This is a genomic window from uncultured Roseovarius sp., assembly GCF_947259555.1.
Lineage (GTDB): Bacteria > Pseudomonadota > Alphaproteobacteria > Rhodobacterales > Rhodobacteraceae > Roseovarius.
Genome location: NZ_CAMYMD010000055.1, coordinates 1 through 3,917 on the forward strand (window position 1 = coordinate 1; position 3,917 = coordinate 3,917).

4 protein-coding genes and 1 pseudogene are annotated in these 3,917 nt (G+C 65.2%); 2 read left to right on the forward strand and 3 right to left on the reverse strand.

Annotated features, from left to right (window positions below; genetic code table 11):
- Positions 1 to 245, reverse strand: a pseudogene (locus Q0X85_RS08775) (signal recognition particle-docking protein FtsY); the annotation flags it as partial.
- A 69-nt stretch (positions 246 to 314) separates the two neighbouring features.
- Positions 315 to 2,000 (reverse strand): NAD(P)H-dependent oxidoreductase subunit E, encoded by a 1,686-nt coding sequence (locus Q0X85_RS08780; RefSeq protein ID WP_297771477.1) that lies wholly within the window; start codon positions 1,998 to 2,000, stop codon positions 315 to 317.
- A 196-nt stretch (positions 2,001 to 2,196) separates the two neighbouring features.
- On the opposite strand from Q0X85_RS08780, the gene Q0X85_RS08785 reads away from it, so the two are divergent.
- Both Q0X85_RS08785 and Q0X85_RS08790 read left to right on the forward strand, forming a co-directional pair.
- Positions 2,197 to 3,243, forward strand: coding sequence for an alkane 1-monooxygenase (locus Q0X85_RS08785; RefSeq protein WP_297771478.1), 1,047 nt, complete (start codon positions 2,197 to 2,199; stop codon positions 3,241 to 3,243).
- 4 nt (positions 3,244 to 3,247) lie between these two features.
- Positions 3,248 to 3,640 (forward strand): hypothetical protein, encoded by a 393-nt coding sequence (locus tag Q0X85_RS08790; protein WP_297771480.1) that lies wholly within the window; start codon positions 3,248 to 3,250, stop codon positions 3,638 to 3,640.
- Between the two features lie 74 nt (positions 3,641 to 3,714).
- Here Q0X85_RS08790 and Q0X85_RS08795 read toward each other — a convergent pair.
- Positions 3,715 to 3,917, reverse strand: a 203-nt coding sequence (locus Q0X85_RS08795; protein WP_297771482.1) for a hypothetical protein, incomplete at its 5' end; no start/stop codon positions are given.

A 3,917-nucleotide genomic window follows, 5' to 3' on the forward strand; every position in this document is an offset into this window, starting at 1 on the left:
ACCGGCTGCTCCACCGGGGTCGGCGGCGGGGACTCATCCGGTTGCGGCGGGACAACGGGCGGCTCCGGTTGTGGCTCCGGCTCGGGCCGGGGCGGCGTCGGGGTCTCCGGCTCCGGCTCGGGTTGCGGCTCGGGGCGGGGCGGGGTCTCCGGCTCGCCGCCGTCTTCGACAATGGCCTCCAGCCCCTCGTCCAGCCTGGACGAGGATTTGAAGAGCCGTTCCTTGAGTTTCGAGAAAAACGCCATGCGCCCTCCTATCCGCGTGTCACCCCTGACCTAATGCGGATCTGCGGGATATGGAAGACTGCGCCTGCCTCAGATTTCGTCGGCGAAGTGCTGCATCGTCAGGCGAATCGGGTTCGGCGCGGCCTGCCCCAGGCCGCAGATCGAGGCATCGGCCATCGCCGTGCACAGCTCTGCCAGCAGCGGCTGATCCCAGGTATCGGCCTGCATCAGCTTGACCGCCTTCTCACAGCCGACCCGGCAGGGCGTGCATTGGCCACAGCTTTCATCCTCGAAGAACCGCAGCATGTTGAGCGCCGCATCGCGGGCGCGGTCGTGATCCGACAGGACCACCACGGCGGCCGAGCCGATAAAGGTGCCATGCGGCTGCAATGTGTCGAAATCGAGCGGCACGTCATCCATCGACGCAGGCAAGAGGCCCGAGGACGGCCCGCCCGGCTGATACGCCTTCAGCGTATGACCGTCGAGCATGCCGCCCGCCGCTTCGATGATGTCGGTGATGGTGGACCCTGCGGGCAGCAGATGCACGCCAGGGTTTTTCACCCGCCCGGACACCGAATAAGAGCGCAGCCCCTTGCGCTCGTTCTTTTCGACGCCGGACAGGATCTCACCGCCCTCGCGCAGCACGCGCGTGACCCAATGAAGTGTCTCGACATTGTTGACCAGCGTGGGGCGGTTAAAGACCCCGACCTGTGCGACAAACGGCGGGCGATGGCGCGGCAGCCCGCGCTTGCCCTCGATCGATTCGATCATCGCCGATTCCTCGCCACAGATATAGGCCCCCGCGCCGCGGCGCAGTTCGATATATCCCTCGGCGACGATATCCGCATCCTCCAGCGCCTTGATCTCACGGCGCAGGATTTCCAGCACGGCGGGGTACTCGTCGCGCATGTAGATAAAGCAGCGCTCGGCCTCCACCGCCCATGCGGCAATCAGCATGCCCTCGAGAAAGACATGCGGCTCGCGCTCCAGATAGTAGCGGTCCTTGAACGTTCCCGGCTCGCCCTCGTCGCCGTTCACGGCCAGGTAGCGCGGCCCTTTCTCGGCGCGCACGAAGCCCCATTTCTTGCCCGACGGAAAGCCCGCCCCGCCTAGACCGCGCAGCCCCGAATCAAGCAGGGTCTGCTGCACCGTCTCGAAATCGCCATTCGCACGCAGTTCAGCGAGCTTGGTGTAGCCGCCGGATGCGGAATAGTCCCCGAATGCCTGATATTCCGGCACATGCGCGTGTGTCTCACCCGCCGCAATCGCCGCCTGCACCTTTTCCGGCGTAGCGTGGTCGATGTGGTGATGCCCCAGTTCCAGCACCGGCGCGGTATCGCAGCGGCCCATGCAGGGCGCGCGCAGCACGCGCACTTGCGATGGGTCCATGCCCTCTTCCAGCGCCGACTTGAGTTGCTGCGCGCCGGCCATTTCGCAGCTGAGCGAATCGCAGACCCGGATGGTCAGCGCGGGCGGCGGCGTCTCGCCTTCCTTGACCACGTCGAAATGCGCATAAAACGTCGCAACCTCATAGACCTCGGCCTGCGCGATGCGCAATTCCTCGGCCAGCGCGCGCAAATGCGCCGCCGAAAGATGGCCGAACCGGTCCTGGATGAGATGCAGGTATTCGATCAGCAGATCGTGTCGCCGAGGCCCGTCGCCAAGCAGATCGGTCACCTCTGACCAGGGTCCATCCTCAAGCTGACGTCCTTTCGGCGTCCGCCGACCCTTGCCTCCGCCGGATTTCCATACGCCCTTGCGATCATCCAATGCCATGCGACACTCCTCACTTCATGCTATGCCAGCCTTAACGGCCTCGCGCCGCGACTGTGGGACCAAAAACGACACAAGCTCAGTCGTTCGCGTTGATCCCATGGCGAATTCCGCGCAATTGCACTCTCCATCCCTGTGCAGCCTGCGCGCCTTCCTCTATTCTGCCGATAACAGAGCAAATGACAACCGGGGCCATGCCATGTCGCGCTTTATAATCGCCACCAGCCTGCCACTGTGTCTCACCGGTCTCGCGGCTGTGCAAGGCGGGATATGGGGTTGGCTGGCCGTGGGATATGTCACTGTGCTGGTTTTCACGCTCGACCGGCTCATTGCGCATCAGCCAGCCAATCCTGACCCGGACGCGGAATTTCCGGCGGCAGACGCCCTTCTCATCGGCCTCGGTCTCGGGCATCTCGCACTCCTGCCTCTGGCGGTCTGGGCGATCGCGGGTGCCAGCGCACTCGCTCCGGTCGAGCGTCTTCTGGTGGCCATCGCGGCGGGCCTTGTTATGGGCCAGATATCACACCCCGTGGCGCATGAGCTCATCCATCGCGGCGCGCGGTTCAAACGGCGACTGGGGCGGCTGATCTACACATCGCTGCTCTTCGGCCACCACGCGAGCGCGCATCTGCATGTGCACCATGTCCACGTCGCAAGCGCGCAGGACCCAAGCAGCGCGCGCGGAGGCGAAGGGTTTTATCGCTACACCGCCCGCGCATGGCCGGGTGGCTTTATGGCCGGACTGCGCGCCGAGAACCGCAGGCAGACGGGCCGCTCCGTACCGGAGCACCCGTATATCCTCTATCTCGGCGGTGCGGCAGGCGCTTTGCTGATCAGCGGCGCCACATTGGGCTGGCGCGGCGTGGCAGCGCTTGTTTTTATTGCCGGATATGCCCAGATCCAGATCCTGCTTTCCGACTATGTGCAGCATTATGGTCTGCGCCGCGCCGTACTGCCTGATGGCCGAGCAGAGCCCGTCGGACCGCAGCATTCATGGAACGCCCCGCATGTCGCCTCTGCGGCGATGACCCTGAACGCACCGCGCCATTCCGATCATCATGTCATCCCAAAGCGCCCCTATCCCGCGCTGCAACTGACACCACCCAGCATGCCAGTGCTGCCCTATGCCCTGCCCGTGATGGCGGTGCTGGCGCTCGTGCCGCCGCTGTGGCGGCGCATCATGGATCCGCACGCCGCGCGGTGGCGCAATTCCTCTGGCGGGGCCGGTCCCGATCTGGCAGGCTGACGACATGCGTGTCCTGACCCTTTCCGCAGCCCTTGCCGGGCTCGCCCTGCCCGCTCTCGCACAAATGTCCGGCGCCGAATTCGACGCTTATACGCGCGGCCACACGTTCTATTACGGGGCGGGCGGCGCGCCCTATGGCGGCGAGGAATACCTGCCAGACCGCCGCGTGCGCTGGTCGTTTCTGGATGGCCGCTGTCAGGACGGCCATTGGTACGAGGAAAACGGGCTGATCTGTTTTGTCTATGAAAACCGGCCCGATCCGCAATGCTGGAGCTTCGAGCGCGCGGAGGGCGGGCTCGTGGCCCGGTTCGCAGGAGACCGCACCATGTCCGAACTCTATGAGGTCGAACGCTCCGAGGCCCCCTTGATGTGCCTCGGGCCGGATCTCGGCGTCTAGCGTTACCAGCTGACGTGAGGCACCCGACGCAAGCAGGGTGGCGGCCCCTTGCCCAGGCGCCCTGAGCGAAACCGTCAGATGCCGGGCAGGAGCAGGTCTTGCGGATCAGGGGGTGGCAGGGGGATCGACAGGAATGGCCTGGAGCGGACGTTGATTGAAGCACCTGCGCGGAACAAGGCCGAAGGCCGCCGCGCATCGCCGTGCCGCCCCCCGGCGCGGCGATTTGGCTGCAACCTGTTCTGCGCTCTGATGTTTTTCGGGCTTGGCTGCCATAAAG